This is a genomic window from Streptomyces sp. NPDC101219 (genome assembly GCF_044767675.1).
Classification (GTDB): Bacteria; Actinomycetota; Actinomycetes; order Streptomycetales; family Streptomycetaceae; genus Streptomyces.
This window is the reverse complement of the sequence record NZ_JBIWOK010000013.1, coordinates 63,893-78,557: the sequence shown is the minus strand read 5'-3', so window position 1 is coordinate 78,557 and position 14,665 is coordinate 63,893. Positions and strand designations below refer to the sequence as shown.

Annotated in this window: 16 protein-coding genes; 10 read left to right on the top strand and 6 right to left on the bottom strand. The window is 70.5% G+C overall.

The features are described from left to right. The first annotated feature begins 21 nt into the window (after window positions 1-21). Window positions 22-540: an AAA family ATPase gene (locus ACIRPP_RS24445; RefSeq protein WP_403646560.1), complete on the top strand. Its 519-nt coding sequence runs from the start codon at window positions 22-24 to the stop codon at window positions 538-540. Here ACIRPP_RS24445 and ACIRPP_RS24440 read toward each other — a convergent pair. From ACIRPP_RS24440 to ACIRPP_RS24425, 4 genes are read right to left on the bottom strand one after another with little or no spacing between them, the layout of a single operon-like run. Beyond that, a complete protein-coding gene (locus ACIRPP_RS24440) occupies window positions 518-1,966 on the bottom strand; it encodes an amidase family protein (protein ID WP_403646557.1) in 1,449 nt (482 codons plus the stop codon). The two genes, ACIRPP_RS24445 and ACIRPP_RS24440, sit on opposite strands and share 23 nt — an antisense overlap. Then, complete coding sequence (locus tag ACIRPP_RS24435) at window positions 1,963-3,171, bottom strand: MAB_1171c family putative transporter (RefSeq protein ID WP_403646554.1); 1,209 nt, start codon at window positions 3,169-3,171, stop codon at window positions 1,963-1,965. The genes ACIRPP_RS24440 and ACIRPP_RS24435 overlap by 4 nt, the downstream gene beginning before the upstream one ends. After that, entirely contained in the window at window positions 3,168-3,680 is a 513-nt protein-coding gene (locus ACIRPP_RS24430) for a hypothetical protein (RefSeq protein WP_229840010.1), read from the bottom strand. Before ACIRPP_RS24430 ends, ACIRPP_RS24435 begins: the two co-directional genes overlap by 4 nt. Window positions 3,681-3,715: 35 nt before the next feature. After that, the gene (locus ACIRPP_RS24425) at window positions 3,716-4,186 is read right to left on the bottom strand and encodes an XRE family transcriptional regulator (RefSeq protein WP_229840011.1); all 471 of its coding nucleotides are present in this window, start codon (window positions 4,184-4,186) and stop codon (window positions 3,716-3,718) included. 851 nt (window positions 4,187-5,037) lie between these two features. Between ACIRPP_RS24425 and ACIRPP_RS24420 the strand changes: the two genes are divergently transcribed. From ACIRPP_RS24420 to ACIRPP_RS24380, 9 genes are all read left to right on the top strand, one after another. Then, entirely contained in the window at window positions 5,038-5,925 is an 888-nt protein-coding gene (locus tag ACIRPP_RS24420) for a helix-turn-helix domain-containing protein (protein WP_260824166.1), read from the top strand. Window positions 5,926-5,927: 2 nt separating this feature from the next. Further along, window positions 5,928-6,644 carry a hypothetical protein gene (locus ACIRPP_RS24415; protein ID WP_403646549.1) on the top strand — a complete coding sequence of 239 codons (717 nt, stop codon included), beginning with the start codon at window positions 5,928-5,930 and terminating at the stop codon, window positions 6,642-6,644. A gap of 154 nt (window positions 6,645-6,798) precedes the next feature. Then, window positions 6,799-7,440 (top strand): WhiB family transcriptional regulator, encoded by a 642-nt coding sequence (locus ACIRPP_RS24410; protein ID WP_145870839.1) that lies wholly within the window; start codon window positions 6,799-6,801, stop codon window positions 7,438-7,440. Beyond that, a complete protein-coding gene (locus ACIRPP_RS24405; RefSeq protein ID WP_403646544.1) occupies window positions 7,437-9,077 on the top strand; it encodes a hypothetical protein in 1,641 nt (546 codons plus the stop codon). The genes ACIRPP_RS24410 and ACIRPP_RS24405 overlap by 4 nt, the downstream gene beginning before the upstream one ends. Continuing rightward, a complete protein-coding gene (locus ACIRPP_RS24400; protein WP_403646541.1) occupies window positions 9,074-9,265 on the top strand; it encodes a hypothetical protein in 192 nt (63 codons plus the stop codon). The genes ACIRPP_RS24405 and ACIRPP_RS24400 overlap by 4 nt, the downstream gene beginning before the upstream one ends. Window positions 9,266-9,721: 456 nt before the next feature. Then, on the top strand, window positions 9,722-10,219 hold the full coding sequence (gene mobC, locus ACIRPP_RS24395) for a plasmid mobilization relaxosome protein MobC (RefSeq protein WP_055493854.1): 498 nt from the start codon (window positions 9,722-9,724) through the stop codon (window positions 10,217-10,219). A 59-nt stretch (window positions 10,220-10,278) separates the two neighbouring features. Continuing rightward, the gene (locus ACIRPP_RS24390) at window positions 10,279-12,000 is read left to right on the top strand and encodes a relaxase/mobilization nuclease domain-containing protein (RefSeq protein ID WP_403646537.1); all 1,722 of its coding nucleotides are present in this window, start codon (window positions 10,279-10,281) and stop codon (window positions 11,998-12,000) included. An 83-nt stretch (window positions 12,001-12,083) separates the two neighbouring features. Next, a complete protein-coding gene (locus tag ACIRPP_RS24385) occupies window positions 12,084-12,539 on the top strand; it encodes a hypothetical protein (RefSeq protein WP_365154748.1) in 456 nt (151 codons plus the stop codon). An 82-nt stretch (window positions 12,540-12,621) separates the two neighbouring features. Next, entirely contained in the window at window positions 12,622-13,320 is a 699-nt protein-coding gene (locus ACIRPP_RS24380) for a hypothetical protein (protein ID WP_403646534.1), read from the top strand. Window positions 13,321-13,440: 120 nt separating this feature from the next. Here the strand turns inward: ACIRPP_RS24380 and ACIRPP_RS24375 are convergent, their stop codons facing one another. Both ACIRPP_RS24375 and ACIRPP_RS24370 read right to left on the bottom strand, forming a co-directional pair. After that, the gene (locus tag ACIRPP_RS24375; protein ID WP_403646532.1) at window positions 13,441-13,785 is read right to left on the bottom strand and encodes a hypothetical protein; all 345 of its coding nucleotides are present in this window, start codon (window positions 13,783-13,785) and stop codon (window positions 13,441-13,443) included. Window positions 13,786-13,843: 58 nt separating this feature from the next. Beyond that, entirely contained in the window at window positions 13,844-14,662 is an 819-nt protein-coding gene (locus tag ACIRPP_RS24370; protein WP_403646529.1) for a phosphotransferase, read from the bottom strand. Window positions 14,663-14,665 lie beyond the last annotated feature (3 nt).

Genomic DNA, 14,665 nt, shown 5'->3' with positions numbered 1-14,665 from the left:
ACCGCGAGGGAGCGCGACATCGTGAGCAAGCCGACCGCCGTCCTGCTCATCGGGATCACCGGCTCCGGCAAGACGCACCTTACACAGGCCCTCGCCGCGACGGGCCTTGTCCGCCTCAGCGTTGACGAGGAGGTCCACCGCCTCCACGGCCGGTATGGGGTCGACTACCCCGAGCACGGGTATTTCGAGCGCGAGGCTCCTGCGGTCGAGACGGTACGTGCGCAGCTCACGGAGCACCTGCGCGCGGGCCGTGCCGTCGTCCTCGACCACGGCCTGTGGCGTCGTTCCGATCGCGAGGAATGGAAGAAGACAGTCCGGGCCGCGGGCGCACTCCCGCTGCTCGTCTACCTGCCGGCCTCCAGGGAGGAGCTCCTGCGGCGCCTCGCCGCGCGCAACCAGCGCAAGGACGCCAATGCCTTGAACGTGACTTCCGAAGCCTTGGACGACTTCTTCGCTCGGTTCGAACCGCCTACCGACGATGAAGGTGCCGTCATCACCTACAACGGCGACGCAGAGGTCATCCGCTCCATGATCCGATGACGCCCCCGGCCCTCCCGCCGAGCAGAGGCGCCAGGTGCTCGGCCATCACGAGCAAGGACCGCTCCGAATAGGCCGGTCCTACCAGCTGCACACCGATCGGGAGGCCATCGGCGCTACGCGCAGCAGGCATGACCAGGCTGGGCAGACCGACGTGGCTGGTCAGGTTGGCCCAGCCGGTCTGGTCGAAGAAGCTCCGCTCAACGCCGTCGACCACGAGAGAGCGGCTCCCAGCCGGGATCGCCGCCGTAGGAGCGGCGGGCGTAATGAGGACGTCGTGCTGGGCGTCGGCGAAGAACCGGTGCCACGTCTGCCGGAGGCGGTGGCGCTCCTCGTTGGCGCGGAGCCAGACACGGTGTGTCTGCGTTCGGTGGCGGAGGAAGGCGGCTCGAGGGCTCGCATCGTCCGTGTGCAGGTCACGGGCAGCGGCGAGTTCGGCGGCGCTAGCGTCGTCGTCGGTGGCTGCGGTCGTGGTGGCGTAGAGGAGCTGCTCGAAGAGGCGCAGAGAGTCAGCGAAGCCGACCGGCCCCGTGGTGTGGCGGACACTCGCGCCGGCGGAGGTCAGCGTCCGTTCGACGGTGGCGAGAGCATCGGCGGTGTTGCGGTCGACTGGGCAGCTCGCGTCGTCGGCCCACACTGCCACGCGGAGCTGGCCGATCGGGCGTTGCGCTGTGGGCAGCGTGACGCTCCAGGGGTTGTTCTCGTCGGGCGACGGTGTCGTCAGCGCGTCGAGGAGCAGGTCGAGGTCGCGGGGGTGGCGGGCCAGGGGGCCGGGGGTGACCATGTCGCTGCTGGTGATCCACCCCGGCGGGCGAGGGACGTGGCCGCGGGCTGGGATGAGTCCGTGCGTCGGGCGCAGGCCGTAGACGCCGCAGTAGTGGGCGGGGAGTCGCAGGGAGCCGGCGAGGTCGCTGCCGAGGTCGGCGGGGGTCAGGTGTGCGGCGACGGCGGCGGCGGGACCGCCGGAGGAGCCGCCGGTAGTGCGCTTGGGGTCGTGCGGGTTGAGCGTGAGGCCGAACAGGCTGTTGTCGGTGTGCAGGTCTTGGCAGTACGCCGGGGTATTGGTCTTGCCCATGATGACGGCGCCTTGGTGGCGGAGCCGGGCGACGGCGACGGCGTCGCGTGCAGGAACGTGATCGGCGAGGTCTTCGGCACCGCTGGTGGTGCGCAGGCCGGCCGTCTCGAAGCTGTCCTTGATCGTGAGGGGAAGGCCGTCGAGGATGCCGGTGCTCTCGTTGCGGGCGCGGCGTTCGTCGGCCGCGTGTGCGACGGCTCGGGCAGCGCTGTCGTCGCGGGTGACGACGGCGTTGATCTGGCTGGCGTCGATCTGCGCCAGGTGGAGGTCGAGCAGTTCGCGGCTGGAGATCTCGCGGCGATCCAGGGCCTGGAGCTGGACGTGGGCGGGCTGGTGGGTGAGGTCGGCCGTCATGCGGAGACCTGCTCAAAGTGGGGGGCTCGTGCGGGCTGGCGGGGCAGGTGGCGCGCGACGTCGAGGAGAGCGTCGATGTCGTCCATGGGCCTGCTGGTCTGGCGTTCGGAGTCGGCGAACTCGGTGAGCTGGTCGGTCTCCGGGCGGGTACCGGCGGCCCGGGCGGCGATTCCGGCGAGGATCTGGTCGGCGGTGACGGCCGCGGACAGCTCTTCTCCGTGAAGCCCTCGGGCCCGATGGCGGGCTTCGCTGGCCTCGCGGACTGCGGCATCAAGGTACTGACGGATCACGAACCGTCCGTCTCTGATCTCGACTGCTCGGCGGTAGAGCCGGATCGAGATGCTACGGAAGCGGCGCCTCTGGGTCGGGTCAACTCGGTCGATCGGCAGTGCGATCTCGGGCGCCTCGCTGTAGAACGCCAGCCACAGGGGGCGTAGGCCGTAGTAGCTGCGGTATTGCTTGATCCGGTACTGGAGGCTCTGAGCCTGATCGTTGATGGTGGGCACTAGCCAGCCGATGAGCGTGAGCATGGCGCCGACATCGCCGCAGGTCCACGCGAAGCCCTCCCAGTCTGCGAGCGACGTGTTGAAGGCGCCGGCGATCACGTTGCCGATGCGGACAGCGCTGTATCCGAGCGTGACAGTGGCCCCTAGGGCAACGATGCGCAGGCCGACGCGGACGGACCCGCGTGTGCTGCGGTGGGCCAGGCGCCAGCATGCGCGGGCGAGGGACAGTTCACCGATGGTGTAGGCCGTGACGTACAGGGTGAGATACGCGGCGTACCAGCCATCATGCGCGTAGTACAGCGTGAAGTTGATCGGTCGCGGCGCGTTCGGCGTCAGCAGGACAAACAGCACCAGCAGCCCTGCGATCACAGCGAAGCAGGCGGCTAGCCACCCCCGTGCCCTCCTCCGGGCAACTTCGGGGGGTGATCCCCAGTAGGTGAGGACGATCTGCTGGCAGGCGAGCAGCGCGACCACGCACCCCATCGCCAGGGGTACGGACAGGTTCACCACACCCAGGACATGGTCGAGGTACTGCCACATCAGTGTGATGGAGAACAGGAACGACAGCCCTGACAGCAAGAAGACGGCGGCCAGCGCGGTGAAGGCGGGGTCTCGGCGGCGGGTCGGCACGTCCCACAGCAAGCAGAGGAAGCCGAGCGTGGCGACGACGAGGCTGATCGGGTGGAGCAGGTCCTTCACGGCCGGGCCACCCGTCGGCGTAGCAGCGTGTGCGTGACCCGGTCCTGCACTTCGTCTCCGGAGGACTCGTCGCTGCGCAGCCACCGGTCGATGATCCGGCGCTGGATCAACGAGGCGAGGAGCTCGGTGTCCCGCTCCTCGTCCTCGTCGTACTTGGTACGGCCCAGCATCATCTCGACGGTGGCCGAGCCCACGCTGGTGAAGATGGTTGAGGAGAGCGCGGACGCCGGGCGGTTCTCATGGTGGCCGAGCAGCAGGTGGCTGAACTCGTGGGCGATGATGTGGTCCTGGTGCAGGGAGCTGGTCCGCGGGTCGTAGTACACGTGGAAGGCACTCTCCGTGACGGCGCATGCCCCGCACACGGAGGGCGCCTGCTCACGGGCCTCCAGGACCACCTTCCGTCCCGTGCGGCGTGAGACCTCGTCGCTGAGGTCGCGGATATTGGTGACATGCGGGAGCTGCAGCTCGGCCAAGAGGTCAGGCCGGCGCAGCCTACGTGCGGACCACATTGCTTTTCCTTGATCACTTACTGAACGCGGCCGTTTTACGAGCCAGTTGAGGGCGGCAACCCCTCGGACTTTCGTACGCTCTCGACGATTCCCAGGACGGCATCCTTTCCGTCTGCGGAAACGTCAGACAGGCGAAGGAGAACGTTTTTGATCTTCGTGTCGCGAAGCAGTGCAAGCAACTCAAGTTCCTGCACGGTCTTTTCGGCGACGCCGTCGTCGAACCAGTATGCGGGGTCCACACCGAAAAACCCTGCTAGCGCTTCAAGGTGACGCTTCGTCGGGTTATCGCGCTGCCCAGTCCGCAGGAGCCAGAGGTACTGGGCCGACAGTTTGCCCAGCCCGCGCTTCTCCATGAGTTCGGCCACCTCGGCGTTACTGAAGGGGCCGCGGTCCGGCGGGTGCACTGTGTCGAACAGGCGGTTTAGGCGGTCCATGAGCCCCCTGGGGCTAACCTGGCCTTCGGTCGAGTCTTTCATGATCCTTTCCTGGGTGGACTTTGTCGTCACTTCAAGCACCCTACCCCGCGATAAACGTGAGTTGACGAGCTGATCCACTGTATGGAAAGTTCTTCCTCACCAGCACGTTTCCGTGTGACGCGTACCGCCTGTTTCAGGTCGGCCTGTCCGTTTCTACCGGCAGGAGTATGCCGGGTGGCGTGGCGCAAGCCACATTCAGCCAGCGACATAGGTCACGTCTGGCATGCAGGATTTTATCTTCGACCGGAAAGCGTGGAGGCGGCAGTGAAAGCACCCCGCCCACCCCGCATTTCCACTGCAGGGAATAACAGACACCCGTTCCAATTCGGACACAATGACACGCTCTCGGCGTTCGAGGCAACCGCGGCAACGGTGCGCTTCGACGCGTGGGTGCGTCCCAGGTCGCGCCGTACGGGCACTTGCGGCACACGATCACCCGGTGACTCTCTGCAACCAGTACAGAGTTTAAGAACCAAGTCTGGATCTTGACACGGGTCCGTGCGTATGTTCGTCGTCCCCGGGCAGCCCGCCTGCCGCGACGGACATGAGGAGACCACGACGACGGACCGGACCGCGAAGGTCCACAAACAGCGACGGCGCCCGAGAGCGGTAACTCACGGACGCCGAACGCTAAGTGGCACACCCGCCCCGGCAAGGACGGGAGATTGCCCACCATCACCACGCTGAGTCCTTCCAAGCGGCGCTTCAGCGTGGCAACACTGCAAAGGGGAGTATCGCATGCCTCCTGCCCTGCGCAAAAGGCCCTTCCGCCTGGCCTGCGCGGCAGCCACCTCCGCCTCGGCGCCTCAGCGCCCCGAGCCGGACCGCACCATCATGGCCCCGCCTAGCCGCGGGACCCGCCCGCTCGTCAGGAGCTGCCGATGAGCAGCGAAGCCCGCGACTGGGTGTGGGAGCACAGCTGCAGCCGGGGGACGGCGCGTCTGGTCCTGCTGTCCATCGCCGACCGGGTAGGCGACGAGCAGTGCGTTTCCTGGGCCTCGCTGTCGAGCCTGGCCAAGCGCGCCCGCGCCTCCGTCTCCACGGTCCGCGAAGCCATCGACCGTCTGGTCGACGCCGGTGAGCTGGAGCAGCTTGACGACCTCACCGGCCCGCAGCGCAGCACCGTCTACCGCCTCCCCCTCGCCGCCAAGGCCCTGGCAGAGACCGTGGACGACGAGGACCCCGACCAGACGCCGGCGGAGGGGACCGAGGCCACCCCGGCGCTCCGGATCTCGGCCCTGCGGCGCTACAACATCCGCCCGCGTGAGGTGCCGGAATCCCCTGCGAGGGCCCGGAAACCGGCAGTACCGGAATCCGGCAGGTCCCGCCGGAAACCGGCACCTCGACGTACCGGAAACCGGCACAGCGATGTACCGGAAACCGGCACACAGAACCGTAGTGAACCGGATTTGAACCGGAGGTACAGCAGTGGTGGTGCTGCCGTCCTCTCGGCTGCCGAGTGGCAGGTCGACCCAGCCACCCACACCTGGGCCCGCCAGCAGGGACACCTCGACCGCCTCGGCGAGCAGGGCCTGCAGGCGGCCGACGCGAAGTGGCGTGCCCACCGGGCCGGCTTCAAGCCGAGGCCGGCGGCTGCCTGGGCTGCCGACTGGCGCTCCTGGGTCGCCCGGGAGCACCCCCCTGGCCGCCCGAACCTCTACGCCGTGCCCGGCACGGGTCCCGGCCAACCCGGCGGCATGACGCGGGCAGAGGCCCACACCGCCGCCCTCCTCGCCGCCCTGAACGAGCCGACCGGAACGGAGCAGTAGCCGTGGACCGCCGCGAAATCGCCGCCCTGCTGGCCTACATCGGCCGACTCGACCCCCGCACCATCCGCACCGACCAGGGCGAGGCACGCGACCAGCTCGCCCAGTGGCACGAGCTGCTCGGCGACGTGCCGATGGCCACTCCGCACGGCTGGGACGCCCGCGTCGCCGCCCGACAGCACATCCGAGTCTCGCCGTACCAGATCCTGCCCGCGGACGTGGCCCGCCCCTGGGAGAGCTACCGGCGCGACCGCCTGGCCCGGCACTCCGATCCCACGCCGTCCGCCGACCCGGACGACCAAGCAGCCTGGACCGCCGAGCTGGTCGGCACCCGCCGCGCCGTCGCCGCCGGCACCGCGCAGCCCGCCCAAGCCAGAGCCATCACCAGCGGTCGCGACCGGATCGACCCGAGGCTGGAGGCGAGGCTGCGGCAGATCGGCTCCTGCATACCGCCCGCCGCCCGCGCCGCCCTCGCCCCCTACCGGCCCGCCCGCGCAGCCCGCGAGGCCGCCGTCGCGCAGGGACTGCCCGACGCCCTGAGCGTCAAGTGCGAGTGGTGCCTGGCCCAGCCCGGCGAGCCGTGTCGTCGCCGCCGGATCGGCCCCGACGACGGCGTACGCACGACCGCCCCGCGCGCCACCCCGCACCCCGGCCGCGTCGACCTCGCCGCCGCCCAGCAGACCCAGCAGAGCGAGCAGGTCCAGCAGCCCGCGCTGGCCTGACCGGCGCATCGGCGCGTGCCTCCCGGCGCACCGCCACCCCAACATCACCGTCCCGCCCCGGATGCGGCGCACGCCCGCGCGCCGTAGCCGGCACCCGACGCCGCGCCCAGCGCCCGCCCAGCCGGCCGACGCGGCAGCACATCGGAGACCACCCTTGCGTCACATCACCACCCACGACGCGCCGGCCACCGGCCTGCGCAGTATCGGAGACACCAGCTGGCACACCCAGGGAGCGTGCCACGGCATGGACGTCGAGGACGCTGACGCCGTCTTCTTCCCGCTCCCGCGGGACCACGAAGCCATAGCCGAGGCGAAGGAGCTGTGCGGTTGGTGCCCGGTACGCAGCGACTGCCTCAACTTCGCCCTGGAAAACGTTCTCAAGGAGGGCATCTGGGGTGGCCTCACCGAGGCCGAGCGGCGTCCCTGGCACGACGGACTGCACCAGCGCCTCGACTACCGACGCGTCACGTCCTTCTTCCTGGGACGCGACGTGCATCTGACCGAGGCCGAGCGGCAGGTCGTCATCGACCACGCCTACGTACGCGGCTGGCGGCCCGACCGGCTCGCCACCGCCCTGCAGATCAGCCACAAGCACGCCCGTGACCTGCTCCGGCAGGCGGCCAACAAGGTGTTCGACCGCGACCGCACCTACGGCGTGCCGCGGCCCAAGAAGAAGCGGAAGAAGACCGCCCCAGCAGCAGGCGGCCCCGCGCCCGCCGCACCCGGCACACAGCAGCCGGCAGCCCGCCCGGCAGCGTCGACTCCGGCGCACGCCTCTCTCGGAAAGGCCGCATGACCCACCCCCTCCTGTCCCTCAGCGCCGCTCCGGACCTCCCTCTCCTCCTCGCCGCCGTCGTGCCCGCCGCCGTCGTGCTGGTGCTGACCGCCTGGACGATCCGGCGCCGAAGCACGCGCCCGCAGAAACGTCTCAGCGGTCCGGCGGTCAAGGTCGCTGCCCTTGCCGCCCTCGGCTGTACTTGCTACTCCGCGGACACGAGCTGGCGGTTCGCCGCCGACTACCTCGACATGGCCGGCGCCGCCGAGCGAGCCGGCATGTTCGCCGCGGCCGAGCTGGCGCTCTTCGCGACGGCGCTGATGGCACGGCAGAACCTGGCCACCGAGGGCGCCCCCGGCCTGCCGGGCACGCTGGTCTGGGTGATCACCACAGTTCAGGTGATCCCCGCCTATGCCGAGAGCGGTCCTATCGGCGGCACGGTAAGGGCCTTCGTCGGGCCGGTCATGGCGGCGATGCTGTGGCACCTCGCGATGGGGATCGAGCTGCGCCTGCGCACCCCGGGTGCCGCCTCCCACGGACTGATCGCCGTCCTGGGGCGGGAAGCACGCGAGCGACTGCTGTCCCGCCTAGGGATCGCCGCACGCGACCGCGACGCCGCGCAGATCACCCGGGACCGGGCCACCGCCCGCGCAGTCGCCCTCGCCGCCCGCCTCGCCGAACGCACACCCGAGCAGCAACAGAGCCGAGGCGGCCGGCGGCTGACGCGGCGCCTGTCGAAGGCGGTCGGCAGGGCCTCGGTCGGGACCGACGCCCGCCAGCGCGCGCAACTGCTCGACCAGCTCGCCGCGCGCCGACACGCACTCGCGCTCGCCACGGTCCCGCTTCCCTCCCCCTGGTCCCCGGCGCACATCACCGCGAGGGCAGCCGCCGTCCCCTCGCATCCGGCCTCGACGGCGCCGGTCCCCGCAACCGATCCCCCCGGCCCTCACGAGTCGTACAGGGACCGGGGACCGAGCGCCCCGAGGGGACCGGTCCCCAAGATTGCGGACTCTAAGGCGTCGGATGGCACGGGGACCGGGGGCGAGAACGCGGGGACCAGGGTGGGGACCGAGGTTCCAGCCACAGGTGGGGTCCCGGGGACCGGTCCCACCGACCCGGAAGCCTCACAGGGGGACGCCGGAGGCGTGGGGACCGACCGCACTACGCGAGAAGTAGCTGCTCAAGGCCCTGATTCGCATCCAGGACCGAACGCCGCCGAGTCGGGGACCGAGCCCACCGGGGACCGGGGACCGAACGACACCGACACGGGGACCGAGCCCACCGGGGACCGGGGACCGAACGACACCGACACGGGGACCGAGCCCACCGGGGACCGGGGACACACGGTGCCTCTGCGGAGCAAGACGGCCACGAAGCCCCGGACTAAGACCAAGGGGAAGCGCGCCCGGTCCCGCAGCCCGCAGACGCAGCGCGCGCCGCGGGAGCTCGAGCAGTCGGTGGACCAGCTCGTCCAGCAGGTCCGTCCGCACGTCTCTGCCCTGCTCGAACGGGACGGCAACGAGTCCGTCACCCGGGTCCAGCTGCGGGAGATTCTCCGCCGTGAGGGCCTGAAGGGCGGCCGGAACGACCGGCTGAGCCTCGTCCTCCAGGAACTGCGGAGTGACGCCACCACGACGACAAGGAGCTCCGCCCGATGAAGACCTGCCAACAGTTCGACGCCGTCCGTGCGGAGTACGAGCGGGAGATCGGCTTCATGCTCGCCCACTCAAAGCGGCACGAGGGCAGGCCAGCGGCGAAGTCCAGCGCGAAGCAGGCTGCCTCGACGAAGCAGCGGATGGCCCGCGCGCTCAACAGCCACGTCGGTCGCTGCCCCGAGTGCGGCTGAACCGGCAAAACCCCGCTCAAGGCCCCCTAATCGCAAAGGGTGGCCCGACTCCGTGCCGGGCCACCCGCCCCGCTTGAGGAGACACGCCTTGATTCCGTGTCCTGTTCGCTCATCCGAGGCCACGGTCGTCGAGGCCAGCGCCTGGGCGGACGTCCTGGTCCGCCGGAGACTCCTGCACGCCGCCGTCCTCGCGCCTACCGGCCAGTGGCTCGTCCAGGGCCACTCATAAGGATCCGTCCGCGTCCTTACGGGACCGGCCGACGTCCTCGCGCTGGCCGCGAGCATCCAACAGCACACCCGCTCCACGAGGCCCGAATCCTGATGACGAACCCCACCCAGACCGGCACCGCCCCGGAACCTGCTCCCAACTCCAACTCGGTCTCGGGGCGAGCAAGTTATCGGCCAAGACACTCTTCCCCGTCGGGGAAGCGCGCCTTGGCCAAGCCCGCCCCGGGGGTGGCGAGAGCGGACCAGCACCGGGGGGTGCTGGTCCGTGAGACAGCGACCGAGGGCGGATCGCAGCCGGAGGAGACGCCTTCACTGCACAAGCCGCGCGCCGCGAAGAAGACCTCGCGCAAGCGCTCGCCCAAGCCGCCCTCGCACAAGCGTGATTACGTCTGCAGCGTCCGCCTGAACGGCGACGAGAAGACCCTGCTCTGCGCTGCCGCCACCGCGACCCGTACGAGCCTGCCAGGCTTCCTCGCCCGCAGCGGGCTCGCCGCCGCTCACGACCTCGACAGCACCGCCGCCGCCATCGCCGGCCACCGCGAGCTGATCGCCGAGCTGTTCGCCGCACGCCGGCACCTCGGACAAGTCGGCAACAACCTCAACCAGATAGCCCGGGCCATCAACTCCGGCGGCCAGCCAGCGGAAATCGACGCGGTCGTCGCGGCGGTCCAGCGCGCCGTGACCCGCGTACAGGCAGCCACAGACCGACTGCTGGAGCAGCGCTGAGCTGGCTCCCCTTACCGCCCCGCATCCCGCCACTCCCAGCGACGACCTCGGACAGCAGCATGATCCCCCGGATACAAAAGCGCGGGCAGCGCACCATCGGTCTCCTCTACTACCTCTACGGGCCCGGGAAGCACGAGGAGCACATCGACCCGCACCTGGTCGCCTCGTGGGACCACAACGCTCCCGACCCCGGCCGCGACCCGTCTGCCACCCTCAAGCAGCTCCAGCAGCTCCTGGACCAACCCGTCGAGAACATCGACCAGGCTGACCGGCCGAAGAAGCACGTGTGGCATCTGTCCGTCCGCAACAGTGCCGAGGACCGGATCCTGACCGACGAGGAGTGGGGCGAGGTGGCCCGCCGGATGGTCGCCGCCACCGGTATCGACTACCCCGAAAAGGGCGCGGGCTGCCGGTGGGTGGCCGTCCGGCATGCCGACGACCACATTCACATCGTCGCCACGCTCGTCCGTGAGGACGGCTACAAGCCCGACCTCGACCACGACGCCGCTCGCGCCCAGGCCCAGGCCCGCGCCTTGGAAGCGGAGCTGGGCTTGCGCCGGCTCAACAAGGGCGACGGCACCGCGGCCCAACGCCCCACCAGCGCCGAGCGCCACAAAGCCGAACGTCAGGGCCGCGAGCGCACCGCGCGGGAGGAACTGCGCGAAACCGTGCGCCGCGCGGTGGCCGGCGCCAGCAGCGAGACCGAGTTCTTCGACCGGCTGGCCGCCGCCGGCCTGATCATCCGTAAGCGCGTCGCCCCCTCCGGCGACCTGCTCGGCTACAAGGTCGCCCTGCCCGACGACCGCAACAAGGACGGCGAACCGGTCTTCTACCCCGGCGCCCGCCTGGCCCCCGATCTGTCCCTGCCCCGTATCCGGGAGCGCTGGTCCGCCGACACTCGCGACCAGGACGCCACAGCGGCAGACGTGCCCGCCCCTGCGGCGCCGAGCGACCCGGCCGCCGCCCGCCGACGCACGGCCTCGGCCGCGTGGAACGCGGTGCTCGTCATCGAGCACGGCGACGACGCCATCGCCGCCGCGTACATTGCCGCTGCCGGCGAGGTCCTGGACGCGCTCGCGAAGACCTCCGCGGCCCGCACCAGGCGCGAACTGCGTGACGCCGCCTTCGCGTTCGAGCGGGCCTCCCGCTCCCACGTCCGCGCCGAGCGTGGCCACGACCGAGCGCTGCGGCAGGCCGCCCGTGACCTCGTCTATAGCGGTCCGGCGTTGGGCCGCGGCGAGGACGGCGCGACCACCGCGATGGCGATCGACATGCTGTTCTTCCTCATCACCGCCGCCGCCCACTGGCACGCGAAGAAGAACCACGCCCAGCAGGCCGCCGCCGCCCGCCAGGCCGCCGAACATCTGCGCGCCGCCTACCAGGCCGCCGCCGCCCAACCCCTCGGTGCCCTCTACCAGCGAGGCCGGCGCCTGGGCCGGGCGCTGCGGCAGCGGCAGACGACGGTGCTGCGCACAGCGCTGCCGGAGTTGGCCGAGCAGATCCTCGCCGAGCCCGGCTGGTACGCGCTCGCCGCCACCCTCGCCGACGCCGAAGCCGCCGGCCATGACTCGGCCGCCCTGCTCGCCGACGCCGCGGGTCGGCGGGAGCTGGACACGGCGGAGTCCGTCAGCGACGTCCTGGTGTGGCGGCTGCGCCGGGCAGCGGACCTGCCTGCGGATACCACCGGCATGGTGCCCCACGCTCACGCCGCACAGCGCTCGGCACAGCGCGCCGGGCAGCACATCCCCGGACAGGCCCGGCCTGGGCGTGGCCGGTCGTGACTGTGGACTTTGTGAATTGAACAGGTCAGCGGACTTCGCGCACGATCATGACGCGTGCAGGACGAGACGAGGGAGGACACCGGGTGTTTCACCGGATACGACGACGCCGCCGCGCGGAAGAGGAAGAGTTCAGTGAGGTGCAGCGCCAAGCGTGCGAGGCGTGGCTGCGGATGGCCGACCAGGTGCCGCCGGTCCTGCAGATGCAGGAGGAGCATCAGCTCGCGGAGCCGGCGCCGGTTGTGGACGACTTCCTCCCGCCGGAGCTGCGCGTCCCCAGCCACGACCAGCTCGACGGCCGGGTGATGCCCTGGCCGTGGCCGGTCGTCCTGGACGGCGAGGTCGTCGCCTGCGCCGAGTGCGGCGCCTACCGCGAGTGGCTCATCCTCTCCACCCACAACCAGGTCTGGCTGCGCTGCCAGGCCGGCCACGAGCAGCACGAGACCCGTCTCGACACCGCGTGGTTCAACCGGCACTCCGGCCCGGGAGATGCCATCCACGCCACGTTCGAGGACTGCCTGCGGCACCTCGGCCACCGCTGAGCTCCACTCCTTCGGCCCCTTCTCGGGCCCACGGGCCCGCACTGTCCAACCGTCACCGAGCACCACAGGGGTCAGTTCACCCATGCGCGTTCGCCTCACCATCACCGCCCTCGGCCTCACCGCCGCCGCCCTCACCCTGCCCGCCTGCTCCGCCGGCACCAGCCAGGCGAAGTCCACCTCCCCGTCCTCCGCCCCCGCAGACCACCCGGCCACCACCAAGCAGAGCGACGCCCCGCTGTCGTCGGCCGCGCTTCAGCCCCGCCTGCTCGACGAGAGCGACCTCGGGTCCGACTACACCCGCAAGCCGGAGGACACCCCCAGCCACGACGACGTCACCGTCACCGGCTGCCCCGCCCTGGAGAAGCTGGGCGGCGACGCGGCGGCCAGCGGCTCCCTCGACTTCCCCAACAAGGCGAAGGTGTCCTTCACCTACACCGGCGGCAGCGCCGGTTCGGAGGTCTCCGAGGAGCTGTACAGCGACACCTCCACGAAACTGTCCGCCGGCATCGATCGGATCTTCGACGCCATGACCGGCTGCCCGACGTACCAAGTCGTCTCCGGCAGCACCGCCATCAACGTCACCTCACAGAAGACGACCGCGCCCCGGCTCGGCGACCAGCAGTGGAGCCAGCTGATGATCTTCACCTCCGGTGGGCAGGACAGCGTCGTCAAGCAGACCGCGATACGTGAGGGAAGCCTGCTGCTCATCGTCTCCGGCGCCCCAGCCCTGGTCGACCAGCATCTCGACAAGGCCCTCGCCAAGGCGACAGCAACCCGCTGACGCGCCCGCAACGGCGCCCTCGACCACCGCTGTCGAGGGCGCCGTGTCGATACGAGGCTTCAGAGCATCTGGGTGAGCGTGCTGGGTGTCGCCGAGCAGCAGCCCGCCTGGCGTGGCGGGTCAGACGGCCCTCGACTTGAACCGCCATACCGCGTGCTCCATCCTGCCCGGTTCGTGTCCGAGGGCGGCGGCGGCCTCCTCGTACACAGCTCGCAGCTCTTCGTACTGCAGGCCCAAGACGCCGGCATCCGCAGCGAAGGCCCGCAGGTGTACGTCCACAGCGACGTGCGATCGACCGAGGAGCTCACGGCCGTCCACAGCCGGTACGACAGTCTCCGGTCCGACAACGCTGGGTCCTCCGGTGATGCCCCGCGGCCGGGCGGGGACGGCAAGCTGGACATAGCCCGTGCGCGACGCGACAAGGGCGAGAGCGTCACCAGCATTGCCAAGGCGCTGGGAGTCCACCGCGCCACTCTACCGCCACCTGGCAGAGAGGGCCTGAGAGAGGCGCCCAGGGGCGCAGTCAGGCGCTCACCTCGGAGTGCACCGGAACGGGCGGGCGCACTCCCGTGAGTGCCTCCGCTCGGGCGAGAAGGTGGGGCGCAAGGTCGGGGTACCAGCCACGGGCCACGGCTTGCAGCATCTCGGCCAGGGCCGCGAGTTCCCCGATTCGACCGGCTGGGGTGTCGAGGATGGCGGCGAACTCTTTGCGGATGCGGGCGGCTACGTCGGGTACAAGCAGGCTGTTGGCGTGGAGGAGTCCCACGTCGTAACCGAACGGCACGAGGCCCCACCGCTCCCAGTCCAGCAGGCACAGGGGCGCGGCGGTGAGGTTGCCCCAGTGCAGGTCACCGTGACCGGTCACCCGCTCCACGTTGGCGGGGGCCGGGATGCCGAGGAACTGGGGGAAGGCTCGTTCGATCCATCCGTCCCGGACGGTCGTCTTCACACCCTCCGCTTCAGCGAGCAGGGCAAGGGCTTGGCGAAGGTCCGCCCACCATTCGTCAGGCAGCGCCGGATCGTGGTCGATGTCGGCTCTGTCCGGGGACACCACGGGTTGCCTCAGGTAGTCCAGGACTTCGGCCTCGAAGGCCCACTCGCCGTCAGTCCAGTCGTGCACCCCGTGCAGGCGGGGGCGCGGGACGCCTTCGGGTAGGAGCTGGGAAGCCCCGACGATGCCCTCCCCCTGCTTTCTGCCCGCGTTCCTTTTCGCCGTCCGGCTCACCCGTAGCCACCGGTCCTCCGCTCGGCGTCCGAGGGTGACACCGAGGAAGCCCCACGCCAGCGGCCCCGTGCAGGTGAGGCCCAGTGCCTTGGCCGCCCGGTCGTGGGCTGCCTCCATCAG